The 25312-nt window shown below is 71.0% G+C and carries 23 protein-coding genes; 9 read left to right on the plus strand and 14 right to left on the minus strand.

The annotated features are described in order from the left end of the window. Positions 1–3: 3 nt before the first annotated feature. The 3 genes from ABT158_RS31145 to ABT158_RS31155 form a co-directional block, all read right to left on the minus strand. The gene (locus ABT158_RS31145; protein WP_352359447.1) at positions 4–993 is read right to left on the minus strand and encodes a hypothetical protein; all 990 of its coding nucleotides are present in this window, start codon (positions 991–993) and stop codon (positions 4–6) included. Further along, a complete protein-coding gene (locus ABT158_RS31150) occupies positions 993–2387 on the minus strand; it encodes a phenylacetate--CoA ligase family protein (protein ID WP_352359449.1) in 1395 nt (464 codons plus the stop codon). Before ABT158_RS31150 ends, ABT158_RS31145 begins: the two co-directional genes overlap by 1 nt. A gap of 373 nt (positions 2388–2760) precedes the next feature. Then, positions 2761–3351, minus strand: a complete 591-nt coding sequence (locus ABT158_RS31155) for a helix-turn-helix domain-containing protein (RefSeq protein ID WP_352359451.1) — start codon at positions 3349–3351, stop codon at positions 2761–2763. 73 nt (positions 3352–3424) lie between these two features. On the opposite strand from ABT158_RS31155, the gene ABT158_RS31160 reads away from it, so the two are divergent. Continuing rightward, on the plus strand, positions 3425–4588 hold the full coding sequence (locus tag ABT158_RS31160) for an MFS transporter (RefSeq protein ID WP_352359453.1): 1164 nt from the start codon (positions 3425–3427) through the stop codon (positions 4586–4588). A 44-nt stretch (positions 4589–4632) separates the two neighbouring features. Here the strand turns inward: ABT158_RS31160 and dnaE are convergent, their stop codons facing one another. Beyond that, entirely contained in the window at positions 4633–8178 is a 3546-nt protein-coding gene (gene dnaE, locus ABT158_RS31165; RefSeq protein WP_352359636.1) for a DNA polymerase III subunit alpha, read from the minus strand. A gap of 65 nt (positions 8179–8243) precedes the next feature. On the opposite strand from dnaE, the gene ABT158_RS31170 reads away from it, so the two are divergent. Then, on the plus strand, positions 8244–9230 hold the full coding sequence (locus ABT158_RS31170; protein WP_352359455.1) for a LysR family transcriptional regulator: 987 nt from the start codon (positions 8244–8246) through the stop codon (positions 9228–9230). Positions 9231–9321: 91 nt separating this feature from the next. Here ABT158_RS31170 and ABT158_RS31175 read toward each other — a convergent pair whose 3' ends face one another. Next, complete coding sequence (locus ABT158_RS31175) at positions 9322–10275, minus strand: NAD(P)-dependent alcohol dehydrogenase (protein ID WP_352359457.1); 954 nt, start codon at positions 10273–10275, stop codon at positions 9322–9324. 103 nt (positions 10276–10378) lie between these two features. Between ABT158_RS31175 and ABT158_RS31180 the strand changes: the two genes are divergently transcribed. Together ABT158_RS31180 and ABT158_RS31185 are read left to right on the plus strand one after the other, a co-directional pair. Next, complete coding sequence (locus tag ABT158_RS31180; RefSeq protein WP_352359459.1) at positions 10379–10963, plus strand: TetR/AcrR family transcriptional regulator; 585 nt, start codon at positions 10379–10381, stop codon at positions 10961–10963. Positions 10964–11008: 45 nt separating this feature from the next. Then, positions 11009–11776 (plus strand): hypothetical protein, encoded by a 768-nt coding sequence (locus tag ABT158_RS31185; RefSeq protein WP_352359461.1) that lies wholly within the window; start codon positions 11009–11011, stop codon positions 11774–11776. A gap of 157 nt (positions 11777–11933) precedes the next feature. Here the strand turns inward: ABT158_RS31185 and ABT158_RS31190 are convergent, their stop codons facing one another. Then, a complete protein-coding gene (locus tag ABT158_RS31190) occupies positions 11934–13106 on the minus strand; it encodes an MFS transporter (RefSeq protein WP_352359463.1) in 1173 nt (390 codons plus the stop codon). Positions 13107–13176: 70 nt separating this feature from the next. Between ABT158_RS31190 and ABT158_RS31195 the strand changes: the two genes are divergently transcribed. Beyond that, positions 13177–14064: a LysR family transcriptional regulator gene (locus ABT158_RS31195; protein ID WP_352359465.1), complete on the plus strand. Its 888-nt coding sequence runs from the start codon at positions 13177–13179 to the stop codon at positions 14062–14064. A gap of 36 nt (positions 14065–14100) precedes the next feature. On the opposite strand, the gene ABT158_RS31200 is transcribed toward ABT158_RS31195, so the two are convergent. The 4 genes from ABT158_RS31200 to ABT158_RS31215 form a co-directional block, all read right to left on the minus strand. After that, on the minus strand, positions 14101–14646 hold the full coding sequence (locus ABT158_RS31200) for a GNAT family N-acetyltransferase (RefSeq protein WP_352359467.1): 546 nt from the start codon (positions 14644–14646) through the stop codon (positions 14101–14103). A 124-nt stretch (positions 14647–14770) separates the two neighbouring features. Continuing rightward, on the minus strand, positions 14771–15715 hold the full coding sequence (locus ABT158_RS31205) for an NADP-dependent oxidoreductase (RefSeq protein WP_352359469.1): 945 nt from the start codon (positions 15713–15715) through the stop codon (positions 14771–14773). A gap of 187 nt (positions 15716–15902) precedes the next feature. Then, complete coding sequence (locus tag ABT158_RS31210) at positions 15903–16757, minus strand: helix-turn-helix domain-containing protein (RefSeq protein ID WP_352359471.1); 855 nt, start codon at positions 16755–16757, stop codon at positions 15903–15905. A 99-nt stretch (positions 16758–16856) separates the two neighbouring features. Next, positions 16857–17210, minus strand: a complete 354-nt coding sequence (locus ABT158_RS31215; protein ID WP_352359473.1) for a winged helix-turn-helix transcriptional regulator — start codon at positions 17208–17210, stop codon at positions 16857–16859. A 170-nt stretch (positions 17211–17380) separates the two neighbouring features. On the opposite strand from ABT158_RS31215, the gene ABT158_RS31220 reads away from it, so the two are divergent. Beyond that, the gene (locus ABT158_RS31220; protein WP_352359637.1) at positions 17381–18256 is read left to right on the plus strand and encodes an NAD(P)-dependent oxidoreductase; all 876 of its coding nucleotides are present in this window, start codon (positions 17381–17383) and stop codon (positions 18254–18256) included. A 424-nt stretch (positions 18257–18680) separates the two neighbouring features. Here ABT158_RS31220 and ABT158_RS31225 read toward each other — a convergent pair whose 3' ends face one another. Continuing rightward, complete coding sequence (locus tag ABT158_RS31225; RefSeq protein ID WP_352359475.1) at positions 18681–18887, minus strand: 4-oxalocrotonate tautomerase family protein; 207 nt, start codon at positions 18885–18887, stop codon at positions 18681–18683. 151 nt (positions 18888–19038) lie between these two features. Next, positions 19039–19773: an SDR family oxidoreductase gene (locus tag ABT158_RS31230; protein WP_352359477.1), complete on the minus strand. Its 735-nt coding sequence runs from the start codon at positions 19771–19773 to the stop codon at positions 19039–19041. 110 nt (positions 19774–19883) lie between these two features. Between ABT158_RS31230 and ABT158_RS31235 the strand changes: the two genes are divergently transcribed. After that, positions 19884–20594 carry a TetR/AcrR family transcriptional regulator gene (locus ABT158_RS31235; protein ID WP_352359479.1) on the plus strand — a complete coding sequence of 237 codons (711 nt, stop codon included), beginning with the start codon at positions 19884–19886 and terminating at the stop codon, positions 20592–20594. Positions 20595–20613: 19 nt separating this feature from the next. Here ABT158_RS31235 and ABT158_RS31240 read toward each other — a convergent pair whose 3' ends face one another. Beyond that, positions 20614–21708: a sensor histidine kinase gene (locus tag ABT158_RS31240; RefSeq protein ID WP_352359481.1), complete on the minus strand. Its 1095-nt coding sequence runs from the start codon at positions 21706–21708 to the stop codon at positions 20614–20616. Further along, a complete protein-coding gene (locus ABT158_RS31245; protein WP_352359483.1) occupies positions 21705–22370 on the minus strand; it encodes a response regulator transcription factor in 666 nt (221 codons plus the stop codon). The genes ABT158_RS31240 and ABT158_RS31245 overlap by 4 nt, the downstream gene beginning before the upstream one ends. Before the next feature lie 164 nt (positions 22371–22534). Here ABT158_RS31245 and ABT158_RS31250 point away from each other — a divergent pair, with 164 nt between their 5' ends. Beyond that, positions 22535–23587, plus strand: coding sequence for a hypothetical protein (locus tag ABT158_RS31250; RefSeq protein WP_352359485.1), 1053 nt, complete (start codon positions 22535–22537; stop codon positions 23585–23587). 573 nt (positions 23588–24160) lie between these two features. After that, complete coding sequence (locus tag ABT158_RS31255; protein WP_352359487.1) at positions 24161–25312, plus strand: S8 family serine peptidase; 1152 nt, start codon at positions 24161–24163, stop codon at positions 25310–25312.

Consider the following 25312-nt stretch of genomic DNA (forward strand, 5'->3'; position numbering starts at 1 on the left):
CGGCTATTCGCCGAGCCGCCACACGACCGGCACGTCCCGCGTTCCCGCCAGCCTGGCCGCCTTGCGCGCCAGCCCCGGTGTGGCGCCCTCGGCGACCGGCACGCCCTCGGGCGACAGGGCGGCCCACATCCCGGCGGGCGCGTCGGCCACCTCCAGCGCCCGGTTCACCTCCAGCGCCCGGTTCACCTCGGGCCGGGCCGGGGCGGGCGTCCGGCGGGCCTGCCACCGCCGCCAGTACAGCCACTGCACGACGATCAGCGGCCCGAGCACGGTCAGCAGCGGCAGCAGCCGGCCATGGGACAGGACGAAGGCGATGGACAGAGCCAGCAGGACGGCCTCCAGACCGGCGGCCCACCACGCGGCCGCCTTCCCGTACGCCCGCAGCGCCACCACCGGCCAGATCGACAACATCAGGCAGTCGCCGAGCCCGATGAGGGCGGGATCGTCGCCGTAGGAGGAGGCCAGCACGGGCGCGAACGGCAGCCCCTGCATCCGCTGGACGAAGTCGGCGGTGAGCGACGTCAGCCCGGTGGCCAGCGTGTCGTACAGGGTGAGGGCGGCGGCCAGGGCGGCCACCTGCGCGGGCGTGATCGCCGCCTGCACCCACATGTTCACCACGCCGACGACGAGCAGGATCAACAGGGCGTCGTTGATCACCAGGAGCGCGGCCGGCCAGCCCAGCGCGAAGGCGGTGACGTCGGCGACGCACAGGAGCAGGGCGGCGATCATGCCCCACCGGCCGCCCAGCACGGGGGCGAGGGTGAGCTGGGCCAACGTCAGGACCACGAGCCCGAAGATCGACGCGACGACGCCCGTGGGCAGGTGCAGGTACGCGAACGGCATCACGACCAGCGTCACCACCATGACCGCGATGTCCGCGCCCACCATCCGGCCGACCGGCGGTCTGGGCATGACGTAACGGCGCAGGTACGCGGCGGTGAGCGCGACGGCCGCGGCGACGAGGGCGTACAGGGCGATCACGTACGGGGTCATCACAGTCCTCGCTCGAAGCTGATCTCCAGCAGATCCGTGCGCAGCCGGCAGGGCGTGGGCAGGTCCTCGGCGGTCTCGACCAGGACGATGCCGGTCAGGGGCAGCCCGTGGGCGCGCTCCTCCAGCCGGCCGAGCAGGCCCTGCTCGGCCTTGCCCGCGACGACGTACAGGATGGCGCCCTCCAGGGCGTACCGGGTGGGCAGCGGCAGCGCGTGCTCAGCCTGCAGCAGGTCCAGCACGTCACGCGTGGTCAGCCCGCCGGGCGACCTGCGGCCGAGCACCCGCGAGGTGGCGGGCAGGGCGGCGAGGGCGCACGTCGGGGGCTCGGCCAGAACCTGGACGAGGTCGCCGGTGACATACCGGAGCAGGAGCGTGGTGTCGCGAAACGTGGAGTACGGCGTCACGACGATCGTGCCGACCTCGCCGGGAGCGGCCGGGGCCAGGGTCTCGGGGTCGAGTATCTCGACCAGGCCCTGGTCGGCGGACAGGTGCAGATGACCGTCGGGGCAGACGCGGCCGGACACCGGGGCGATCTCGGTCATGCCGTACCCGTCGCGGACCTCGGCCCCGAAGGCGTGCTCCGCCCGCTCGCGCAGCGCGTCGGTGAGGACCTCGCCGCCGGACCAGATGGTGGTCAGCCCGAAGTCGGCGGCCCGCCAGCCGCCCCGCTCGGCCTCCTGCACGAGCGCCGCGAGGTGGGAGGCCGGCACGTTGAGGTGAGACATCTGCGGGCGCTTGCCCGGAACGTGCAGCGGAGTGGCCAGCCGGTCGAGCGTGGCGGCCGGGTCGATGGTGCCCAGGTGGGCGAACACGGCCCCGGTACGGGTGACGGCCCGTTCGGTGAGGATCTGGGCGACGGACCGCGAACTGCTCGCGTTGGCCCACACGTCGTCCGTGCGCACGTTCCCCGACATCATGAGCGAGAGCGCCGACAGGCACGACAGCAGCTCGATCTCGTAGGCGGAGAACCACACGAGCGTGGGCGTGCCCGTCGTGCCCGTCGTGTGCGCGAGCACGGAGGGCTTGGCCCGGTCGGAGACGAACGCCGCAGGCCTGCCGCGCAGGTCGGCCTTGGAGGTGGGGGCGATCGAGGACAGGGTCTGCGGGGTGATCGAGGCCGGGTCCACGCCGTGCTCCGCGAACCACCGCCGGTAGTACGGGCTCTCCGCCGCCGCGTGGGCCACCGTGCGCCGCAGCCGCCGCCGGGTGAGGTCCTCCTGGAGCTCTGGGTCGTTGCCCGCGATCAGGTCGTCGGCGCCCTCGCCGGGCGAGCCGAACGTCTCCAGCGTCTCGCGCATGTCGTCGACCAGCGTGTAGACGTCCCGCAGTCGGAACCTGCGCCCCGACATCATCGACCAGGCGTAGCCGAGCTGGCGTACCGCGGTGCCGAACACGCCGCTTTCCTCCCGTCGTGGTGTCCCCCCGGGAGCGGGCTCCCGGGGGATCACTCGCTGTTCGTCAGACCTGCAGCCCGAAGATGGCGCTGGACAGGGTGCTGACGGCGTACTTCGCGTAACGACGGGCGGTCTTGACCATGACGAACTCCCGGTTTCTCAGGGGGCGCACCGATCGCGCCCTCTGCGATCAAGAGTGGGAGCCGCTGCCAGAGACCCCCTACACAGTCGCTACAAGGTCATTACAAACAGCTGGTGGCGGGCCCCGTCCGCGCTACAACGCCCGCGGCCTGCCGCCTGCCGGCCAGCCGGTCAGGGGACGAAGGCCACCTCGGGGAAGCGAGCCGAGGGAGCCTCACGCCAGACCGTCGCGTCAGCCGGGGGCGAGGCTCGCGTAGCGAGGGTCTCGGGCGCCGGCATAGACCACGACCATCGTGAAGTGGGCCGGCTCTGGGCCTTGGCTGCTGTAGGCGTGCGGGCGGTCGCCCCGCATACGGAGCGCGTCTCCCGCGGCGAGTTGGAAGAGCGCCCCGCCGACGGTGACCGCGACGCTGCCCGAGTGGAGCTGCAACAGTTCCCGGGTGCCGGGCGGATGCGCGGGCGTGGAGATCTTGTCGCCGGCGGGCAGCCGGAACTCCCAGAGCTCGGTGAAAGGCGGCTGGCTGTCGTTGATCAACAGCCTGGCGCGGCCTTCGGAGCGAACCACGGCGTCGGCGGCACGGGAGACGCGCCCAAGCTCCTCCGGGGGCTCCACCAACTCGCCGATCGACACACCGAGCGTGGCGCTGATCCGAGCGAGCGTCGCGATGCTGGGGTTGGTGCGCATGGTCTCGATCTGCTGGAGCATGCCGCGGCTGACGCCGGACCGGGTGGCCAGCTCTTCCAGCCGCCAGCCTCGGGCTTGACGTGCAGCGCGCAGGTTCGCGGCGAGGGTATGGCCGACGGCCTCGGCGGGATCGTTCATGGCGCAATGCTGCCTCAGGGTGCAAAATAGTGCACCTATGACACAAGATACTGGTCGCGGCGAGCGTCGAGCGGTGCGGCGGCTGCTCGGCGCCAGCTTCGTGGACTTCCTCGGCTCTGGGCTCTTCCTGGCCTTCTCGGCCGTCTACTTCACCGGCGTGGTCGGGCTCGCCGCAGGCCAGGTCGGGCTGGGCCTGAGCATCGCGGGTGCCGCGGCCATGGCCGCCGCGATACCGCTGGGCCGGGCGGCCGACCGCTACGGCGTCCGGCGGGCACTGGTGCTGGTGCATGCCCTACGCGCCGCCGGAACCGCCGCCTACGCCTTCGTCGGCGATTGGTGGGGGTATCTCGTAGTCGTCACGGTCATCACGGTCGCCGACCAGATCGCGACCGCACTGACCCAGGCGTACGTGGCGGAGATCGTCGAAGGGGACAGCCGGGTAAAGGTGCTGGCCTCGTATCGGACCGTGATCAATCTGGCGATCAGCATCGGCGGTCCGCTCGGCGGGCTGCTGGCCGGCACCGGTCTCTTCCGGACCATCATCCTGGCCAACGCGGCGGCCTATCTTCTGGTCACCGCGGCCTTCGCCACCCTGCCCCAACCGGTTCGAACGGAAGCGCCCGCCCCGGTCCGGCGAGGCTTGGGCGTGCTGCGTGACCTGCGGCTGCTCTCGCTGGCCGGCGTGGACGGCGTCCTGCAGCTCTGGCAGCCGATACTCAACCTCGCCTTTCCGCTGTGGCTGGCCCGAGCGACCACACTGCCGGACGGCTTACTCGGGGTGCTGTACGCCATCAACACAGTCCTCGCGCTCGCCTTCCAAGCTCTCATAGCACGCCACATCACCAGCCTCGGAGCTGCCCGGCGATGTCAGCCCGTCGCCGCGGCATTCGCCGCCGCCGCCTGTCTGCTGTTCTGGTACGCGGCCCAGTCGCTGCCTCTTGCGCTCTTCTGTGCCGCGCTGGTGATGCTCACCGCGGCGGAATTGATCGCTGTCCCCGCGGCCTGGACGTTGTCGTACGCATTCTCCCCGGATGACCAGAGAGGCGAGTACCTGGCGGCGTTCGGCATGGGTCGCTCGGTCAGCCGCTACGTTCTCGGCCCCATCCTGATCACCGGCCTGCTCGAACTGGTGGGCGGTTGGACCTGGGGCGTCCTGGCGCTGCTGTTCGTCGCCGCCGGCGTCATCGCCCCCCTGACCGTCAGGAACGCAGACGCGACGCGGCCGGCCGCGAGCTGACCGGTGTCTCCCGGCACCGGACGCCGATGTCGGCCACCCGCCGGTCATGCGCCGCCGGTCACGCCGGCGCCGAGCAGCGCCTTGAGGTCGCTGTAGAACGCGGGCCCCGGAGTGACCTGGAACGGAACGAGGTTCAGCAGCACGCTCCCGGCGCCGCGGCGGCGCAGGCACACGTGGACGGGCGCCCGGCCGGGATGGGTGAGCAGGATCCGCTTCAGCTCCTGCACGACCCGCAGGTTCAGCTGCGCCTCCTGGACCGAGATCACCACGGGTGGGCAGGTGTCCGCCCGGGCGACGTCCAGGATCGTGATCTCCTCGCCGTAGACGCTCACCGTCTCGTCGCGGACGTTGATCCGGCCGCGGACGGAGATGACGCGGTCCTCGGCCAGCGTCTCGCCGTACAGGGTGTAGGTCTTGGGGAAGACGAGGCATTCCACGGCGGCGTCGTGGTCCTCAAGGGTGACGATCGCCCATGGGCTGCCCTGTCTGGTGACCTTGCGTTGCAGGCCGGAGACGATGCCGCTGATCCGGGTCAGGCCGTCCTGGCGTCCCGAGGCGAGCAGGTCGGCGATGGTGGTGTCGCGGTTGGCGGACAGAACGCCTTCCGCGCCGTCGAGCGGGTGGCTGGAGACGTAGAGGCCCAGCATCTCGCGTTCGAAGGCGAGCAGGGTGGCCTGGTCCCACTCGTCCTCGGGGATCGCGACCGAGAAGGCGCTGCTCTGGCCGGGCTCGCCGAACAACGAGTCCTGGCCGTGCGCCTCGTGCCTCTTGACGTCGACGACCGCGTCCACCGCGGTCTCGTGCACGGCGACCAGGGCCCTTCTGGGGTGGCCCAGGCTGTCGAAGGCGCCGGCCTTGGCCAGCGACTCGACGACCCGCTTGTTGCAGACGACCGCGGGGACCTTGGCGAGGAAGTCGTTGAAGCCGGTGTACGCGCCGCGGGCCTCGCGGGTGGCGACGATCGCCTCGACGACGCCCGCTCCGATGTTCCGCACCGCGCCCAGACCGAAGCGGATCTCGGACCCGACAGCGGTGAAGTCCAGGCGGCTGGCGTTGACGTCGGGCGGCAGCACCTTGATGCCCAGACGCCGGCAGTCCGACAGGTAGACGGCCATCTTGTCCTTGTCGTCGCCGACGGAGGTGAGCAGCGCGGCCAGGTACTCGCAGGGGTGGTTGGCCTTGAGGTAGGCCGTCCAGTAGGAGACCAGGCCGTAGCCGGCGGTGTGGGACTTGTTGAAGCCGTAGCCGCTGAAGGGGACGAGGACGTCCCACACCGCCTTGACGGCCTCGGCGGAGAAGCCGCACCCGCGCATGCCCGCCGAGAAGCGGTCCCATTCGGCGTCCAGGACCTCCTTCTTCTTCTTGCCCATGGCCCGGCGCAGCATGTCGGCGGCGCCGAGGGAGTAGCCGGCGAGCTGCTGGGCGATGGCCATCACCTGTTCCTGGAAGACCACCAGGTGGTAGGTGTCGCCGAGGATGGGTTCCAGCGCCTCCTCCAGTTCGGGGTGGATCGGCTCGACCGGTTGCCTGCCGGTCTTGCGCAGGGCGTAGTTGGTGTGGGCGTTCATCTCCATCGGGCCGGGCCGGTACAGCGCGTTCACCGCGGCGATGTCGGTGAACGTGGTCGGCTGCATCAGCTTCAGCAGCACTCTCATGCCGCCGCTGTCCAGCTGGAAGACGCCGAGCGTGTCGCCGCGCGTCAGCAGCTCGTACGTCGCGGCGTCGTCGAGCGGGATGTCCAGGACGTCGATGGCGATGCCCTTGTTGGCGCGGACGTTCGCGACGGCGTCGCCGATGACGGTGAGGTTGCGCAGGCCGAGGAAGTCCATCTTCAGCAGGCCCATGTCCTCGGCCTGGGTGAAGGGGAAGCCGGTGATGACAGGCCCGTTCGTCTTGGGCTTGACCAGGGGGATCACGTCGATGAGCGGCTCGCTGGAGAGGATCACGCCGGCGGCGTGGACGCCGGTTCCCCGGGTGAGGCCCTCGATGCCGGTGGCGGTGTCGATCACCCGTTTGACGTCGGGGTCCTGCTCGTACATCTGGCGCAGCTCGGCCGCCTCGCCGTGGCGGGGATGGCCGGGGTCGTGGATGGCGGCCAGCGGGATCTCCTTGCCTCCGTCCGCCGCGGGGAACGCCTTGGTGATGCGGTCGCCCAGGGCGTACGGCAGGCCCAGCACCCGGCAGGAGTCCTTGACGGCGGCCTTGGCCTTGATGGTGCCGAACGTGACGATCTGGCAGACCCGGTCGTCGCCGTACTTGCGGGTGACGTAGTCGATCATCTCGTCCCGTCGGCGGTCGTCGAAGTCGAGGTCGACGTCCGGCATGGAGACGCGCTCGGGGTTGAGGAAGCGTTCGAAGATCAGTTTGTGCTCGATCGGGTCCAGCTGGGTGATGCCCGTGCAGTAGGCGACCAGCGACCCGGTGGCGGAGCCGCGGCCGGGGCCCAGGCCGATGCCGTGCTCCCGGGCGTACCGGCAGATGTCGGCGACCACCAGGAAATAGCCGGGGAAGCCCATGGTGTCGATGACCGACAGCTCGTAGTCGATCCGGTCCAGCACCTCCTGCGACGGCCGGCCGCCGTAGCGGCGGCGCGCCCCCTCCAGGGTCTCCTTGCGCAACCAGCTCGACTCGCTCTCCCCTTCCGGTACGGGGAAGCGCGGTGTCAGATCCCGGTGCGCGAACACCTCCCCGTAGTCGCCGACCCGCTCGGCGACCAGCAGCGTGTTGTCGCAGGCGCCCGGCACCTCGGCGTCCCACGACGCGCGCATCTCCGCGGCGGACTTGACGTAGTAGCCGCTGCCGCCGAACCGGAAGCGGTCGGTGTCGGCGAGCCGTTTGCCGGTTCCTACGCACAGCAACGCGTCGTGGGCCTGGGCCTGGCTCTCCGTGACGTAGTGGGAGTCGTTGGTGGCCAGCGGCGGCAGGTCGAGCTCCTTGCCGAGTCTGAGCAGGTCGTCGCGGACCCGGCGCTCGATGGCGAGGCCGTGGTCCATCAGCTCCAGGAAGTAGTTGTCCGGGCCGAAGATGTCGCGGTAGCGGGCGGCGGCCTCGACGGCCCCGTCGTACTGGCCGAGCCGGAGCCGGGTCTGCACCTCGCCGGACGGGCAGCCGGTCGTGGCGATGATGCCCTGGCCGTGCTCGGCGAGCAATTCGTCATCCATGCGCGGATATTTCTGGACATGGCCTTCGAGCCAGGCCCGGGACTGCAGCCGGAAGAGGTTACGCAGGCCCTGATCGCCGGCCGCCCACATCGTCATGTGCGTGTACAGACCGCGCCCGGAGACGTCCCCGCCCTCGCCGGTGTCGTCGTCGGAGCGGCGCAACGAGAGGTCGTCGCTGTAGTACACCGGCCCGCGATGGTGTCTGGAGGCGGGGGCGACGTAGGCCTCGATGCCGATGATCGGCTTGATCCCCGTCCTGCGTGCCGTCCGGTAGAACTCGTACGCCCCGTGCACGTTGCCGTGATCGCTCATCGCCACGGCCGGCATGCCGAGCCGCGCCACCTCCTCCATCAGCAGGCCGACCTTGGCGGCGCCGTCGAGCATGCTGTATTCGGTGTGCACGTGGAGGTGCACGAAGGATCCCACCAGAAACCACACCCCTTGGTTGTAGGCTCGGTCGCGAACTCGAGCATTCGACCCGAGAGCAGGCGTGGTTGTCCAACAATCGACACACCGATTACCCACAACCAGAAGTTGTCGCGCAAGCTCCGCTGGACCTGGATCTCGGCGCGGTTCGGGCCTTCGTGGCCCTCACCGAGGACCGATATTTCAGCGAGGCCGCGACCCGGCTGGCGATCAGCCAGCAGGCCATCTCCAAGCGCATCGCGAAGCTGGAGTCCGGCCTCGGCGTCCGGCTGTTCTTCCGCACCCGTGCCGGGGCCGAGCTCACCGAGGACGGCAGGGCGTTCCTCCATCACGCGCGCTCTCTCGTCAGCCTCGCCGACCAGGCGGTCGACCTGTTGCGCTCCCGGCGCCGCGCACTGCGGGTCGACGTCCTGGACACCCGGCTACGGACCGTCGACCTGCTCCGCGCGTTCCACCGGACCGTCGAGGACGTGGACATCGAGATCCTCACCTCGAACGGCCTCAGATCGGCGCACGGCGCCCTCACCCGCGGATCCATCGACGCGTTCTTCGGCCGCGTCACGGGGACGCGAAACGAGGAGCTCCGGCACATCCCCGCCTACCTGGAACCGGTGCATCTCCTCGTCAGCCGCGACCACCCCCTCGCCAGCCGGCAGCACGTCGAGATGGAACGCCTGTCCGGATCCACCGTGTGGATGCCCGGCAACACCCCCAGCAGCGAGTGGGCCGACTTCTACGACCTTCTCGGCAGCACGTTCGACGTCCGGATCGACACCTCGGGGCCCGACTTCGGCTGGGAGTACTTCGTGGAACGGATAGCCTCCGGTGAGCACATCGGGTTCGGCGGTGAAGGGCTGCGGTTGCCGTGGCATCCCCGCATCATGCAGATCCCGCTCGTTGATCCGGCGCCCGTCTATCCGTGTTCGCTGCTGCATCACCGGCAGAACCACCATCCGGCGCTGACCCTGCTCATCCGCTTCGTCGAGAGCGGCTTCCGGCCGTTCGACCCGGCACGCCAGTGGCTGCCGACCCCCGACCGCGCCGCCTTCGGCTAGTGCTGCGTCATGGGTGGGCAGTCGCGGACACGAGCGGCCTCCCGGGACGGTCCATCCCGGGGCGGGGGACGAGCACGGCGGATTGCGCCGGTCAGCGCTGCAGGTCGATGACGAGCTTCCCGCGGACCCCGCCGGCTTCGAGTCGTCGGTGAGCCTCTGCGACGTCGCCGATCGGGTAGACGGTGTCGATCACCGGGCGGACGCTGCCCGCCTCGGCGGAGGCGGTGAGCTCGGCGATCCGCGCGGGGGAGGGGTTGTTGCTGAAGAGCTTCATGCGCCGGGGCGAGAGGGCGGCTCGCAGTCCCGTGGTGACCATGGAGGTCAGGATGCGGTCCTGGTCGAAGGCGAGCGCGACCATGCGGCCACCCCGGGCGAGCCGGGCCTGGTAGGCGCCGAGGTCGGTGCCCACGACGTCGAGGATCACATCGTAACGACCGAGGTCCTGGGGCCGCGTCGTGCGGTAGTCCAGGGCCGCGTCGGCGCCGAGTTCGGTGACCCAGCCGAGATTGCGGGCGCCGGCGAGCGCGGTGACGTGGGCGCCGAGCGCCTTGCCCAGTTGCACGGCGATGCTGCCGACGCCGCCTGTGGCGCCGCGGACCAGGAGCCGTTCACCGCTGGTGAGGCCGGCCTTGTCGGTCAGGGCGGTGAGGGCCGTGGTGCCGGACGAGGGCAGGGCGGCGGCGTCGAGCAGGCTCAGGTTCTCGGGGGCCCGGGCGAGCCGCTGTTCGGGGACGGCCACGTAGTCGGCGATGGCGCCGAAGGCGAAGTGCGGCATCAGCCCCCACACCTCCTGTCCCGCGCTCCAGGCGTGCACGCCGGGGCCCAGGGCCGCGACGCGGCCGGTGAAGTCGCCTCCCAGGCCGCGGGGGAAGCGGGCGCGGGCGATGCCGCGCAGCCTGCCCGCGCGGAAGGCGAGTTCGCCGGCGTCCACGCTCGCGGCGCGGACCTCGACGAGCACTTCTCCAGGTCCGGGCCGAGGCGTGGGCACGTCGTCGACGCGCAGCACCTCGGGAGGGCCGAAACGGGTGTATTGGACGGCGCGCATGATCTCTCCCAGTCGTTTCGAACATAAGTGGGCTGGCGGCCCACTTACGGTTCGGCTACTCTAACCGGAGCGCCAGCCCACTTGTCAAAACCTGGAGGAGGCCATGCCCCACGCCACCCGGCGGCAGCCCCTGCGTGCCGACGCCCAGCGCAACTACGACCGCATCGTCAGCGCGGCCCGGGACGTCTTCGCGCGCGACGGCGCCGGCGCCGCCCTGAAGGAGATCGCCCGTCAGGCCGGGACGGGCTCGGCGACGCTGCACCGCCTCTTCCCCTCCCGTCGCGCCCTGCTCGAAGCCGTCTTCCACGACCGCGTCGAGGAGTTGTGCGCCATGGCGGCACAACGCGCCGAGGAGAACGAGCCGGGCCCCGCGCTCCTGACCTGGCTGGGCGACCTCAACGCCTACGCGAGCGCCAGTCGCGGCCTGGCCGCCTCGCTGCTGCACGGCAGCCAGGATGCCGACCTGCTGGAGCAGAACGAGGGCTGCCAGGCGATGATCACCGACGCGGCGCGCGAACTCCTGCGACGAGCGCAACAGGCAGGCGCCGTACGCCCAGGGATCCGCGCCGAGGACCTGCTCGCGCTCGTCAACGCCATCTCACTGGCCACCGAGCAGCACGAGGACGACGAGCAGGCGGACCGGCTGCTGGACATCGCGATCAAGGGCATCCGTGGCCTGCCGGCATGACGGATCAGGGGGATCCATACCTGGCCGGGGCGCGGGGTGTCAGTCGTGCATGACACTGTGACGTCCATGAAGGTGAGCGTGCGTGAAGCCGTCCTCGACGCCGGACGGGCCCTTGACCTACCCGAGCCGGTGACCGAGGCGTTCATCCGCCTCCTGCGCCCCTGTGTCTACCTCTGCCCCTATGACGAACTGCCGGAAGAGCTGAAGAAGAATGCCCGTCCGGCCGCTCGGGCCGTCGGGTTTCCCCATCTGCCCGAGGGCCTGGAACTGCCCTCGTACGTGCCGCACGTGGTGACCATCGACTGCGCCGCCCTGCCCGCCGGCGTCCTCGACATCGACTTCCCCGCCGACGGCCACCTGGTCATCCTCGCCGAGATCACCGACCTCGACGAAGGCGTCGTCATCCACCTGCCGCCAGGCACCGAGACCGTCGAACGCCACTCGCAGGCGAAGGCTCACGAGCCGTTCCCGCTCTACGCGGTTCCCGGCACCACCCGGTCTGCCGCTCTTCGCTGGTCCGACGTCGCGGAAGCGGCCGACTACGCCGAGGGGGACGCCGAGCGGGCCCGCCTGGTGGCCAAGTTCCTCGATGACATGGGGGAGATTCCCGACCTCCGATGGAGATTCGACATCCAGCTCGGCGGCTACTCCCGCGCCTGGCACAACCCGGTGGAAGCGCGCGGGAAGGTGTTGTTCGCCTCCATCCCGGAGAGCGAGGTCTTCGGGGACGGCTGCATCACCCTCATCTCCGGGACCCGGGAGCAGATCGCGGAGTTCCGCTACGACGAACTCGATTTCGACGTCGAGTGCTGACTTCCAGGTCGTGGGGCCGCCCCGGAGGGGGAAGCCCTCCTCTCTCACACAGGCGGGCCGGGAAGACAGAAGGGGCCATCAACCTCGCCGACGCACATCAACCGGTTTGGCGGCTGGTGAGACAGGCGTAGGTCACCGCCCTGCGGGTGGGAGATCATCAAGCGCCCGGGTCCGGCGCAGGGACCGGCGAACGGCGGCGTCCACTCAGGACGTGCGTCAGCAGCGCGAGGGCTGAGGCCGCGCCCGCCGCGCAGGGCAGCGCGGAGGGGGACAGTCCCGCGGCGAGTGCGGCACCGCCGATCGCCGACCCGACGGCGCTGCCGAGGTAGAGCGCGGAGTTGTTCATGGCGACGGCCACCGGCCCGCGCACTTCTCCGCCGATGTGGAGCAGTCGCTGCTGCTGCGGCACCTGCAGCGCCCATCCCGCCGCTCCCCAGACGATCAGCGACAGCGCGGCGGCCGGCGCCCAGGCCCCGGCCAGGAACGGCAGCAGGAGCTGGGTGAGCGCCAGCGTGCCCAGGATGGCGGCGACCAGCCCCGCGGTGCGGCCGAGCCGGTCCACCAGCGGGCCGACGGCCAGGCTGCCCAGCACCCCACCGACGCCCCAGACCCACAGATAGGGGGTGACCGCGTCCACCCCGCCCGCGTCCGCGAGGACCGGCGCGAGATAGGTGTAGAGCCCGAGGCTGGCCACCGCGGCCAGGAACGACACCAGGGCCACCACGGCGATCCTCCGGTCGACCAGCACGGCCAGACGCTGCCTCGCCGAGACCACCCGGCCCGCCGGGGCCGACGGCAGCAGACCGTACACGGCGATCATCACGGCCGCGCCGAGAGCGGTGATCAGCCACATCGTGGAGCGCCATCCCGCCTGCTCCGCCAGCAGGACACCCAGCGGCACTCCCAGCACGGTGCCTGCGCTCATCCCGCCCATCACCAGGCCGAGCGCGCGGCCGCGCAGCTGCTCCGGCGCCAGGTCGGCTGCCGCGACGCTGGCCTGCGACGCGTACAGGCCCGCGCCCGCACCGGCGATCACCCGCGCCAGCAGGAGCAGCGGCAACGAGGACAGCACGGCGGTCAGGCCGTTGGCCACCGTGAACACCGCCAGCGCGAGCACCAGCACGGTGCGCGAGCGCGCCGCCCCGAGCACGGTGGCGAACAAGGGGGCGGCGATCGCGTAGGCGAGGGTGAAGGCGGTAACCGTCTGACCGATCACCGCGATCGAGGTGCCGAGATCCGCCGCCATCACCGGCAGCAGCCCTGCCATCACGTAAGCGTCAAGTCCGAGGGCGAACGCGCCCAGGGCGAGAACCACGACTTTGCGCATCATGGAGCGCAGCGTAGGAAGGGATCAGGGGCGCGGAGAAATGCTTCCGGGGCTGCGTTTATGCTTGGGGCGCATGAATGGTGTGGAGCTGCGGCACCTGCGGGCGTTCATGGCGGTGGCCGAGGAGGGCGGCTTCTCCTACGCCGCGGCGAGGCTGCGCGTGGGGCAGCCGTTGCTGTCACGCACGATCCGCTCCCTGGAGGATTCGGTGGGCGCCCGGCTGTTCGACCGCACGACCCGGCGGGTCGAGCTGACCGCCGAGGGCCGAAGGCTGCGGGAGGACCTCGCGGACCTGCTGCCGCGCCTGGATCAGGCGCTGCGCACGCCGTCCGCCGGTTCCCTGCTACGGCTCGGCTTCACGTGGCTGCTGCCGGACGGCTGGCCACGGGTGAGCCAGGCGTTCGAGGAGGCCACCGGCGCGCGCGTCCGGCTGGTCCGCAGGGACGCCCCGGCGGCCGGGCTCGACGACGGCGCGTGCGACGTGGCCGTGCTGCACGGCGAGCACACCCATGGTCACCTGCTGCGGCACGAGGCCAGGGTCGCGGCGGTCGCCAGGAGTTCGCCGCTGGCCGGACGCCGCGTTCTCCATTGGGCCGAGCTTGCGCGGTGGCCGCTGGTCGCCAACACGCTCACCGGCACGACCACCCCGGACCTCTGGCCCGAGGGTGACCGACCGGCCATCCAGTGCACGGCGGACAACTTCGACGAATGGGTGGAGGCCGTCGCCGCGGGCCACGGCGTCGGAGTGGCGCCAGAGTCCGTCCGTCGCTACGCACACCCGGACATCCGCTACATCAAGCTCAACCAGGCCCCACCTGTGCCCTTGATGGTCGTCTCCAACGGTCACCCGCTGGCCGCCCGCCTCGTGGAGATCGCCCGCGAGGTCATGGCTCTTCCCGCCCCCGAGGCCGGCGGACGACGGCCGGTGGCCAGGACGCCGCCGGGCCTGTCGTGGCGGTGAAGGCGGCCGCCTGCGCGAGCTACGCGATCTGGCGGTCTACCGCGGGTCGAGTACGCGCGTCATCCAGATCGAGTTGCCGTGTTCGACGTCCTCGTCGATGCGGTCGCTTCGGTGGAAGCCGAGTTTCTCGAGGACGCGGAACGAGGGTGTGTTCCACTCCCGCACAGTGGCCCAGAGGCGGCGACGCCCTGTCCGAATCGCGGCTTCCAAGACCGCACGGGCGGCTTCCGTCGCATAACCCCGGCCGTGAGCTCGTTGTGCCAGCTCGTACGCGATCTCAGGTTCGTCGAACGATCCCTGGCCGACGGTCAATCCGCAATACCCGATGAACTCACCGGTGTCGCGCAGCTCCATGGCCAGCAACCCGAGCCCAGGAGCCGCCGTCAGCGGATTGTCAACGAGCCAGCGGCGGACGTCCTCGACCGTCGGCCGTCCCTCGGCGTCGATCCGCCGGGCCGCCGGTACTCGCGGGTCCCGCTCGAACCACAACCCGCGGAACTGCTCTGCATCCGACGGCACCCACCGCCGCAACCGCAGCCGCTCGGTCACCAGCTCCGCCGGCAGATCCTCATATGTCCTCATCCCGAGAACCTAACCCCATGCTGGTCAACCTCGGACGGCGACCCTGCCCATGAGGCACCGCGGGCATGGATGCCAGTTCAGGGACGGCAGTTCGGGCCGACCGAAGAACACTCCTGTGAGCGGATCAGGCGGTGGGCGCGAGGACGACGGTCTTGCCCGGCAGCTCGCCCGCGCCGGCCTGGGCGTGGAGTGCGGGCAGGTCGGCCAGCGCCACCCGCTGGGCGACCTCGACGCGCAGCTCGCCGGTGCCGACACGAGCGACCAGGTCGGCGAGCTGGTCGGTGTCGCTGCGGACGAACAGGTCGATGCCGCGCACCCTGCGCTTTTCGTCGGACGGGGCGGGCATCCAGACGGTGGTGTTGACGACGGCGCCGCCGTCACGGACCAGCGTGACCAGCGCGGCCAGCCGTTCCGGGGCGACCGGCGCGAGGTTGAGCACGAGGTCGACCGGCTCGGTCACCGCCGCCGTCACGTCGGTGACGGTGTGGTCGATCATCTCGTCGGCGCCCGCGGCCTTGACCCGCTCGGCGCTGCGTGGACTCGCCGTGGCGATCACGTGGGCACGGACCTCCTTGGCCAACTGCACCGCGTATCCGCCGACCGCTCCGCCGGCGCCGTTGATCAGCACCCGCTGACCGGCGGTCAGCTTGCCGTGGTCGAACAGCGCCTGCCACGCGGTCAGGCCCACCAGCGGCAACGCCGCCGAGTCGGCCAACGGGATGTTCTTGGGCGCGCCCGTCAAGATCTCCGCCGGCGCGAGCACATACTCCGCGGCCGCCCCGGGCTCCGTCATCGGCAGGAGGCCGACGACCCGGTCGCCGACCGCGACGTCGTCCACGTCGTCACCGAGCGCGTCGACAATGCCGGCGACGTCGATGCCTGGGGTGTGGGGAAGCTCGACCGGGATCGGGCCCTGCATGTAGCCCCCGCGGATGTTGCCGTCGACGCCGTTGAACGACGTCGCGGCGACGCGAATCCGGACCTGACCGGCTCCGGGGACGGGCTGGGCCACGTCCTCGTACCGCAGGACCTCAGGACCGCCGAACTCGTGAAAACGTACTGCCTTCATCGCAGAACCTGCCTCTGTGAGTGCCGCCAAGTGCTTCGAACGCGAAGCGATTCCGGCGCGGAGGTGACTCTGCGCCCTGCTTCGAGATGCGAAGGCGTCCAGCCCCGCGTTGCCGAAGCTGCCCGGAGGCAGCCATGGGGTCCGCGGTCGCTGGAGACGTCACTCAATTTCGCAGGATCCGGCGCGACTAGCCTGGGCCAGGCCGGCCCACCTCGATGATGGCCGGCTCCCCGCCGTCGGAGACGAGCTCAGCCAGGCGCGCCGCATCGGCCGAGCCCGGCGCCGCGGTGAGCATCAGAGCAGCCAGATCGTCGCCCGGGATGGCGAGCAGGTTGCCGACGAGCGTGACGGAGCCGCCGTCCGGATGGATGAACGCGGCACTGCTCTCGTAGGCCGCCACCGGTCGCGGCGCGCGCCACAAGGTGTCGAACAGGCGGCTTCGGCTCCGCATCTCGTCCACCAGCGCGGCAAGCGACGCGTCGGCGGGGTAGCGCAACTGCGCGCTCGTCAGGCGGGCGACCAGGACCGCCTGATGATCGGTCGCGTCGTCCGCAGACTGCTTGAAACCACTGAACGGGTCGCAGAACGTACGCCAGGCGATGTTCCAGTCCCACGGGTCCCCGGTGAGCTCCCAATGCCCCAGAGCCATGAACGCACTGTTCACGGCGACGAGATTCATCGCCGCGTCGGAGACGAACATCGGAGTGTCGGTGAACCGCTCCAGCAGCCGCATCGCACCCGGACCGACCTCGTTCGGCACCTGCCCGTCCGCGGCGGCGTATCCGGCCAGCGCGCACAGTCGCTCGTAGTCCGCCCGCCCGACCCGCAACGCTCGGGCGATGGCGTTCACCACCCCGGCCGACGGATGGCTGCGCCCCTGCTCCAGCCGGCGTACGTAGTCCGCGGACATCCCCGCGAGTTCGCCGAGTTCCTCCCGCCGCAACCCTTGCACCCGCCGACGGCCGATCGGCAGCCCGACAGCCGCAGGCGCCGTTCGCTCCCGCAACTGGCGCACCGCGGCACCAAACTCGTGACGTTCCACAGCCCAATAGTGCCCGGACCGTCCGAACGGCAGGTAGCGGGCCTGGCCGCACCGACACCGCCCGGCAGCGGCAAGGCCTGCCGATCCATCCGCTCACGTTCACCCCACCTGGTCCCACGGAATGGCCTCGATGCGCTCGACGTGCTCCTCGCCCCACTCCCCGAGCGGCGCCATCGCGGTGTTCAGTGAATGACCGAACTCGGTGAGCGAGTACTCCACCTTCGGCGGGACCTGGTGATACACCTCGCGATGCAGCAGCCCGGCGGTCTGCATCTCCCGCAACTGCAGGATCAGCACCCGCTCGCTGATGCCAGGCACCGCGCGCCGCAACTCCCCGAAGCGCAGGGGACCATCCTGGAGCGCGAAAAGGATCAGTCCCTTCCACTTGCCTCCCATGACCGCGATGGCAGCGTCGAGACCGCAGGTGAATGTCCGCTTCTTCGTCTCCTTCACCGACCCATGCTGACATTTATGTCAGTACCCGGCAAAAATGTAGGTACTTGAGAGAATGGCGGTGCTCCAGCCAGCATGGAAACGGCCCGCGCCAGACCACAACGGTATCCACGTCAGCGCGCCCATCTCCCTATCTCTGTGGCTGGAGCATGCACATGACTGCGAAGAACATGACACCCGTGACCGTCATCGGACTGGGCTCGATGGGCACAGCGCTGGCCGAGGCCTTCGTCAAGGCCGGACACCCGACCACCGTCTGGAACAGGACCGCCGCCAAAGCCGCGCCCCTCGTCGCCATGGGAGCCGGACATGCGGAGGCTGTCGCTGACGCGGTGGCGGCAAGTCCCCTGGTCATCACCTGCCTGACCACCTTCGAGGACACCCGGACGGCACTGCGGCCCGCCGGCGCGTCGCTGCGTGGACGGGCCCTGGTCACCCTCAACAGCGGTTCCCCGGCCGGCGCCCGAGAGACCGCCGCCTGGGCCACCGGCCATGGCGCCCGGGTCCTGGCCGGTGCGGTCAAGAACGTGCCCTCGGCTGTGGGGGCGCCGGACACCCTGCTGTACTACAGCGGCGACAAGGCGGTCTTCGAGGAGTTCGAGACGACCCTGAAGGTGCTGGGTGGCGACACTGTCCATCTCGGCGACGAGGCCGACCTGGCGGCGCTGTACGAGATGGCGGTGGGCGCCATGCTGCTGCCGGCACTCGTCGGCTTCTTCCAGGGCGCCGCTGCGGTCCAGGCGCGCGGGCTGGAGGTGCATTCGATGGTGCGCTTTGCCGGCAAGTGGCTGGACATGATCAAGTCCCTGCTGCCGATCTACGCCAAGGAGATCGACAGCGGCGACTACTCCGACGCCGCCTCCTCGGTGAACCTGTTCCTGGCGGCGGCGGCCCACGACGAGGACCTGACCAGGGAGACGAACGTCGACACGGCCTGGCTCGCCCCGCTCCGCGACCTGTTGAGGCGGGCGGTTGAGGCGGGCTACGGCGATCAGAACATCTCGGCCCTCACCGAGGTGCTCAGAGAGCCGGCGCGACAGCCGTAAGCCGGCTCAACTCATCGGTAGGAGTCGATAAGCCGGGCGAGGTGCCGACCGGCGCTCTCCAGCGCCGTGGTGGTGACGGGGCAACCGTCCAGCCGGCCGGACTCCCGCAGCCCCCTGGCCAGGACGCGGGCGCAGGCGACGATCGCTGCAAGCCCAGGACGTCGGCGCGCAGGGGGGCGGGGGTACCGTGCCCATTCCGTGAGCGGTGGTCGGGGCCGCCTCGGGCAAGATCAGTGATACGACGGCCCGCTCATGAACCACCTCGCCAAGGCCGCTGACGAATGGCGGTCAGTAGGCGAGTTCGCCGATGCCGCCATCGACGCGCAGGACGGTGCCGGCGGTGTAGGCGGACTCGCCCTCCGCGCTTGATCTGCGGCTTCGGGCCGCCCCGGCCTGCCGGGGGCGGCCCGGCGTCCCGGACGGGTCAGCTGCGGCCGAGCATGTCCGCGGTGAGGACGTGGCCACCCAGACCCCAGCCGCCGTCCGGAACCTCCTCCAGGAGGACCAGGGTGGTGGCCCTGGCTCGTTCTCCGTAGACGCTGGCGTAGGCGTCGGTGACCGCGTCGATGAGCTTCTTCTTGGACTCGGGGGTCAGGGTGTCGGCGGGCACCTTGAGGTTGGCGAACGGCATGTCGGTTTCCTTTTCGTGTGGGATTCAGAGTGCGCGGCGGTAGAACTCGGCGTGGATACGGTCGGCGACGGACTGTGCCCTGGTGCCTGGCGGGATCAGACGGGATCAGGCGGGAACGGCGCGGGAGGCCACCCCAGGGCGGCGGCGGCCATCAGATGATCCCGCCGTTGGCGCGCACGACCTGGCCGTTGATCCAGTGCCCGGCCGGGCTCGCCAGGAAGGCGACGACCTCGGCGATGTCCTCGGGGGTGCCGAGCCGCTCCAGCGGTGGTTGCTTGGCGAGCCGCTGGATCGTCGCCTCGTCCTTGCCGTCGAGGAACAGGTCGGTGGCCGTCGGGCCGGGCGCGACCGCGTTGACCGTGATGTTCCGCCCGCGCAGCTCCCGGGCGAGCACCAGTGTCATCGCCTCGACGGCTCCCTTGCCGGCGGCGTACGCCCCGTAGCCGGGGAACTGCAGCCCGACCACGGAGGTGGACAGGTTGACGATCGCGCCACCGTCGCGCAGGCGGCGCGCGGCCTCCCGGGCCATCACGAACGCGCCGCGGATGTTGGTGCGGTGCAGAGCGTCCAGCTCGTGGAGGTCGAGGTCGGCGATCGGGGACAACGACAGCCGCCCCGCCGAGTTGACGACCACGTCGACCCCGCCGAAGGACTTCTCCGTCGCCTCGAACATCTCCGCGACGGCGTCCTCGTCGGCCACGTCGGCCTGGACCGGGATCGCCCGGCCGCCGGATGCCGCGATCTCCTCGACCACCTGCGCCGCGGCGGAGGCCGACGCTTGGAACCCCACTGCGACCGCACAGCCCCGTGCCGCCAGCGCCACGGCGATCGCCTTGCCTATCCCGCGGGAGCCGCCGCTGACGACGGCCACACGCTGGTCACTCATGAAAACTCCTTGGTTCTAGCGGCGATACGAATCTTCCGTATCGGCGTTACGTGAATCGACGGTAGCACAGGTTCGTATCGCCGCTAGCGGTTGGCGGTATCATCGATCGCATGGCAGAGACGGACCCGCTTCGCGCGGCGATGATCGAGGCCGCGGAGCGGCAGCTGGCGTCGTCCTCGGACCACGAGGTGGCCACGCGCGCGGTCTGCGAGGCGGTCGGCGTGAGCCAGCCCGTGCTCTACCGGTTGTTCGGTGACAAGCGCGGGCTGCTGGACGCCGTCGCCGACCACGGCTACGAGCAATACGCCGCGCTCAAGGCCGCCCAGGAGCAGACCGGCGACCCGGTCGCCGACCTGCGCGCCGGCTGGGACGGCCACATGGCGTTCGCGCGGGCGAAGCCGGCCCTCTATCAGTTGATGTTCACTCCGCGGCCGTGGTCACACTCGACGGCGCGAGATCGCGTGATGGACCTGCTGGTGGCGGCGCTCACGCGGTGCGCGGCGGCCGGGGCGTTGAAGGCCGAGCCGCAGACCGCCGCCCAGCTGATCCTGTCGGCGAACGTCGGCACCGCCCTCGACCACATCGCCAGACCGGCCCTGTTCGACGACCCCGCGCTGTCCCACCGCATGCGAGACGCCGTGTTCTCGCACGTCCTGACCGGGCCGGCCGCTCAGAACGACGCCGACCCGCTGTACGCCGCCGCGCTGCGCCTGCACGCACAACTCGATCTCACCGGGACCGAGGCCCTGGAACCGGCCGAGACCGCCCTTCTACGACGATGGCTTGAGCGCATCACGCAACCCGTCCGCCGGGACGCGTGACCGTCCGCCGGAACCGGGATCAGCCGAACAGTATTTTCACGTCCAAGCCGCCCTCGGCGCGTGGAAGGGCGGTCAGCCGTGCGTCGTGCGCCTGGGCGACGGCCCGGACGATCGCCAGGCCCAGTCCGTGACCGTCGGTCGTGTGGGTGCGTGGGGCGCCGAGCCGCTGGAACGGCTGGAAGAGCCGCCGCAGGTCCTGCGGCCGGATGGACGGGCCGGTGTTGCCGATCGTCAGGCGGGCGCCCTCGCCGGTGAGGCCGGTGGCGATGGTGACGTGTCCGTCGGGGACGTTGTGGTGCAGCGCGTTGTCGACCAGATTGCCGATCATGCTGGCGATCAGGTCGGGGTCACCGCTGACGGGCGCGGGGTCCAGCGACGTACGGACCGTGACCGTTCGCCCGGCGGCCGCCGAGCGGCGCGACGACACCACCTGCTCGGTGACCTCGGCCAGGTCGACCGGCTCGCGGTGCTCGATGCCCTTCTCTCCTTCGGCCAGCGTGAGGAGGGCGCCGATCAGGCGTTCCTGCCGCGCTCCGAGAGCGAGTGCCTCCTCACACGCGGCCCGCAGGCTCGCCTCGTCCGCCTCGGGGTCGGCGAGCGCGACCTGGAGCACGGCGCGCTGACCGGCCAGCGGGGTGCGCAGCTCGTGGGAGGCGTTGGCCACGAAGTGGCGCTGCGCCGCGAACGAGGAGTCCAGCCGCTCGAACAGGTCGTCGAGCGTACGCCCGAGCCTGGTCAGCTCGTCGTCCGGGCCGCGCAGGCCGAGCCGGCGGTTGAGGTTGGTGGCCGAGATCTCCCGGGCGGTCACGGTCATGGCGCGCAGCGGGCGGAGGAAGCGCCCGGCCAGCCACCACGCGGCCGGCACGGTCAGGACCACGACGACGATCCCGGCGACCGTGAGCACGGCGTCGACCTGCTGGGCGGAGGTGCCGGGCGGTGGGGCGGCGTCCCCGGCCCGGAGGCGGACCTGGTCCCTGCCGAACAGGAAACCGGCGACCAGCATCATCGGGACGACGACGGCCAGAACCAGTCCGGCGTACAACGTCGTGAGCTGCGCGCGCAGGGACGGCCGTCGCCAGTGGCGCCGGGCGCGGCCGATCACCGTCAGGCTCATCGCGGCACCCCGATGCGGTAGCCGCCCTCACGGACGGTGCCGATCACCGGTGGTTCGCCGAGTTTCGCCCGTAACCGGCGCACGGTCGTCTTGACGGCCGTGGTGAACGGGTCGGCGGCCTCGTCCCAGACCCGTTCCAGCAGTTCCTCGGTGGACACGACCCGGTCCCCGGCGGCGAGCAGGCACTCCAGCAGCGCGAACTCCTTCGGCGTCAGCTCCAGGCGCCGCCCGCCGCGAAAGGCCACCCTCCTGCCCGGGTCCAGGATCAGGTCCTCCGCCCGGAGGATCGGCGGCACGGCGGGCGCCGAGCGGCGCCCCAGCGCGCGCACGCGGGCCACGAGTTCGGCGAAGTCGAACGGCTTGGGCAGGTAGTCGTCCGCGCCCAGCCCCAGACCCTCGACCCTGTCCCGCACGGTGCCCGCGGCGGTGAGCATCAGCACCCGCGACCCCGCGCCACCGGCGGCGATGTCGCGGCACACCTCGTCGCCGGGCGTGCCCGGCAGATCGCGGTCCAGCACCACCACGTCGTACCGGGTGGCGGCCAGGCGGGCCAGCGCGTCGTCGCCGTCGAGGACGACGTCCACCGCCATGCCCTCGCGCCGCAACCCGGTCCCGATCGCCCGCGCCAGAACCTCGAAGTCCTCGACGACCAGCACTCGCACGACCGTCCTCCTCACCCCGGCGGTGGCGCCGTTCCGTCCACCGCGTGCGGTCACTGGACACGATGCCAGGGATCGGGTGTCGGGCGGGTGTCAGCGGCTGACACCCGGCCGACACCGGCCGTGCCGTACAACCGTCCGTGATCCCCCTTCGGAAAGGACGAGACGTGACAGATCCGCGGTTGACCCGGCGCAGGTTCCTCGCCGTCACCGGGGCCGGTACGGCTGCCGGCGGACTGCTGGCGTCCAGCTCGACGGGCAGCTCGACGGGCATGGGCGAGGTGTCCGCACGGGGCCTCACCCAGGCCGTCCTGTCGGCCTTCGAACACCACCGGCTCGTCGCCGTCGGCGAGTCGCACGGCCAGCAGGAACACGGTGACGCGCAGCAGATGCTGCTCACGGACCCGCGGCTGCCGGACGTGGTCGACGACATCGTCGTCGAATTCGGCAACGCGCTCTACCAGCCGGTCATCGACCGGTTCGTCGCCGGCGCGGCCGTCGAGGACCACGTGCTGCGGCAGGTCTGGCGGAACACCACGCAATCGCCCGGGGGCACCGGCGACCAGCCGATCCGTGAGCAGTTCTTCCGGACGGTCCGCGCCGTCAACTGGACGCTGCCCCCCGCTCGGAGGATCCGGGTGCTCCTCGGGGACCCGCCCATCGACTGGTCCCGCATCACCACCCAGGACCAGGTGGACGGCTTCCTCGCCCAGCGTGACAGCCACATGGCGTCCCTGGTGCGGCGGGAGGTGCTCGCCAGGAACCGCCGGGCGCTGATCTGCTACGGCAGCGGGCACGTGACGCACTCGCCGGAGCGGGGCCAGAACGCCGACCACGCGGTCCCGCTGATCGAGGAGCAGACCGGCCGGCGCGTGTACGTGATCGTGGCCGGCAGCCATCCCCGCCTGGCGGCCTTGCCACGGCGTACCGTGATCACGTGCTCCGGCAATTGGCTGGAGTCGGCCGACGCGGGACAGTTCATGGACGCGCCCCGGCTGTGCGGCTTCCCGCTGGGGAAGCTGGCCGACGCCGTCCTGTACCTGGGGCAGCTGAAGGACCTGACGCAGCCGCTGTGGAACCCCGCGATCTTCCTCGATCCGGCGTACTGGGCGGAGCTCCAGAGACGCAACGCGATCAACGGCAACCACGTCGACCTGGAGGCGTACCGGCGGCAGCAGCCGATCTCCCTGCCCTCCTCACCTCCCGTGAGCTGCGCCTGACAGCGCCGGCAAGGGCGCGCCCGACTCCTCGCGTGCGACGGCGAGGAGGTGCGGGTGGCCCGTCCGGCCATCGCGCGGGCGACGACCATCTCCGACCCTGCGCCTGCCGAGTGTGACTCTCCCCTCCGCCAGCACGATCATGCCGGCTTCAGGTCCTCCGACAGAGCCGGAGGGGTACACCTTCACGCGTCCTCGGTGCTGGACGGCATGCACTCCTCGCCAAGATATCTCGCGCTCTCCGCTAACGACACGGGTCACCCGGCGTCGCAAGACTGCCTTGCGAACGAATCGACATGATCGGGACAGGTGTACACGTGGGCGCTGATGCCGGAGCCAGGCCGCCCGCGTTCCCCGCCGCCCCGCTGGTCGTGTCGAGCGCTGCGTTCGGCGGTTAGACGCGGTTGGACCCGGATGGCTGAGATGACCCTGGCAGAGCGGTGGAGTGACCGTCGCCGTATGAAAGCGGGCGACGCCACTGTGATGACCCGGAAGTGGGGACCACGCCCCGCGAACCCGGGGCACGGCTGTTGGAGACGTCCGGGCAGGACGGGACGCGCGCGGACAATCGGCCGGGTGCTGCTGTCCGCCGTGCTGGGACTCGGCGTCGCCGCTGCTCCGGCGGCCGCCACGACGGCGGACGCCGAGTGCAGCCCCGAACCGGGCGTGGTGAAGCTGCCCGGCGGAGAGCCCTGGGCACAGACGCGGCTCGACATCAAGACGGCATGGCGGCTGAGCACCGGCGCCGGCGTGCGGGTGGCGATCATCGACAGCGGCCTCGACGTCAAGCACCCGCAACTGCCCTGGCTCTCCGACTACGTCGACTTCACCGGGACCGGCTACACCGACTGCGTCGGCCACGGCACCGCCGTCACGGGGATCATCGCCGGGCGCGTCTATCCAGGCGTCGCCTTCCACGGCGTGGCCCCGCGGGCGACCGTCATGGTGCTCAAGCAGAGCAGCCAGGCCGAGGGCCACGTCGCCACCCTGGCGGCGGCCATCGACAAGGCGGTCCAGCTCAAGGCCGACGTCATCAACATCTCGATCAAGGCGGCCGACAATCCCGCACTCAAGGCGGCCGTCCGGAACGCCCTGGCGAGGGACGTCGTGATCGTCGCCGCCGCGGGCAACATCACCGACAAGAAGGAGGACGTGCCCGCCTATCCGGGCTCCTACGAGGGCGTGCTGGCCGTGGGCTCGGCCACTCCCGACGGGCGACGCGCCGACTCCTCCAACACGGCCACGCCCGTCGGTGTCCTGGGGCCGGGGGTCGGCATCATCGCCCCTTGGCCGGGGAGGTCGTACAAGCTGGACCTTGAGGGTTCCAGCTTCGGCGCCGCCTACGTGTCCGGGACCGCCGCACTGGTGCGCGCCCGCTTCCCGCACCTGGACCAGGAGCAGGTACGGCGGCGCATCATCGCCACGGCCGACGGCTCCATCGGCGAGGGCACAGGTGCGGGCATGGTGAACCCGGTGCAGGCGGTCAGCGCCGTGCTGCCCTTCGAGCCCGCGGGCCGCCCCGTGGTGGCCGCGCCGCCGCCCGATCCCATCGCGGCGGACGCGATCGCCAAGGTCCCGCCGGAGAACCTCGCGGCCCGGAACAGCGCGCTGGCCGTAACGGCGGGAGCGCTGATCCTCACCGCCGTGGCCGGCGCCCTCGCGCTGGTGCTGCCGCTTGGCAGAAGCCGTGGATGGCGCACGGGCCCACCGCCCCATGACGTCAGTTGA

It is taken from the genome of Nonomuraea sp. NPDC001636, from assembly GCF_040298265.1.
Lineage (GTDB): Bacteria > Actinomycetota > Actinomycetes > Streptosporangiales > Streptosporangiaceae > Nonomuraea.

Bases quoted from the DNA above. Each gene is read 5' to 3' on its own strand.
- ABT158_RS31200 (WP_352359467.1), bottom strand. From the start codon at position 14,646: ATGAGGACATATGAGGATCTGCCGGCGGAGCTGGTGACCGAGCGGCTG.
- ABT158_RS31240 (WP_352359481.1), bottom strand. From the start codon at position 21,708: ATGAGCCTGACGGTGATCGGCCGCGCCCGGCGCCACTGGCGACGGCCG.
- ABT158_RS31220 (WP_352359637.1), top strand. From the start codon at position 17,381: ATGACACCCGTGACCGTCATCGGACTGGGCTCGATGGGCACAGCGCTG.
- ABT158_RS31190 (WP_352359463.1), bottom strand. From the start codon at position 13,106: ATGATGCGCAAAGTCGTGGTTCTCGCCCTGGGCGCGTTCGCCCTCGGA.
- ABT158_RS31155 (WP_352359451.1), bottom strand. From the start codon at position 3,351: ATGAACGATCCCGCCGAGGCCGTCGGCCATACCCTCGCCGCGAACCTG.
- ABT158_RS31235 (WP_352359479.1), top strand. From the start codon at position 19,884: ATGGCAGAGACGGACCCGCTTCGCGCGGCGATGATCGAGGCCGCGGAG.
- ABT158_RS31180 (WP_352359459.1), top strand. From the start codon at position 10,379: ATGCCCCACGCCACCCGGCGGCAGCCCCTGCGTGCCGACGCCCAGCGC.
- ABT158_RS31175 (WP_352359457.1), bottom strand. From the start codon at position 10,275: ATGCGCGCCGTCCAATACACCCGTTTCGGCCCTCCCGAGGTGCTGCGC.
- ABT158_RS31205 (WP_352359469.1), bottom strand. From the start codon at position 15,715: ATGAAGGCAGTACGTTTTCACGAGTTCGGCGGTCCTGAGGTCCTGCGG.
- ABT158_RS31230 (WP_352359477.1), bottom strand. From the start codon at position 19,773: ATGAGTGACCAGCGTGTGGCCGTCGTCAGCGGCGGCTCCCGCGGGATA.
- ABT158_RS31225 (WP_352359475.1), bottom strand. From the start codon at position 18,887: ATGCCGTTCGCCAACCTCAAGGTGCCCGCCGACACCCTGACCCCCGAG.
- ABT158_RS31195 (WP_352359465.1), top strand. From the start codon at position 13,177: ATGAATGGTGTGGAGCTGCGGCACCTGCGGGCGTTCATGGCGGTGGCC.
- ABT158_RS31145 (WP_352359447.1), bottom strand. From the start codon at position 993: ATGACCCCGTACGTGATCGCCCTGTACGCCCTCGTCGCCGCGGCCGTC.